Source organism: Staphylococcus sp. EG-SA-2 (assembly GCF_017152085.1).
On sequence record NZ_JACYHC010000084.1, the window covers coordinates 1 to 560 of the forward strand.

The 560-nt window shown below is 32.7% G+C and carries 1 protein-coding gene; it reads left to right on the plus strand.

The window, feature by feature from the left end; genetic code table 11:
- On the plus strand, positions 1–560 hold a 560-nt coding region (locus IDG60_RS27120; protein ID WP_206160369.1), incomplete at both ends, for a DUF1542 domain-containing protein.

The following is a 560-nucleotide window of genomic DNA, read 5'->3' on the forward strand; positions in this document are numbered from 1 at the left end:
TGAAGCGAAACAAAAACTTGCTGAATTAAAACAAACTGCGGATCAAAATGTTAATCAAGCTACTTCTAAAGATGACATTGAAGTTCAAATTCATAATGACTTAGATAATATTAACGATTACACAATTACAACAGGTAAAAAAGAATCAGCTACAACAGATTTATATGCTTATGCAGATCAGAAGAAAAATAATATTTCAGCTGACACTAATGCAACACAAGATGAAAAGCAACAAGCAATTAAGCAAGTTGACCAAAATGTTCAAACTGCATTAGAAAACATTAATAATGGTGTGGATAATGGTGACGTTGATGATGCATTAACACAAGGTAAAGCAGCAATTGATACTATTCAAGTAGATGCTACTGTTAAACCTAAAGCGAACCAAGCTATTGAAGCTAAAGCAGAAGATACGAAAGAATCAATTGATCATAGTGACCAGTTAACTGCTGAAGAAAAAACTGAAGCATTAGCAATGATTAAACAAATTACAGATCAAGCTAAACAAGGTATTACTGATGCAACAACAACTGCTGAAGTTGAAAAAGCGAAAGCTCAAG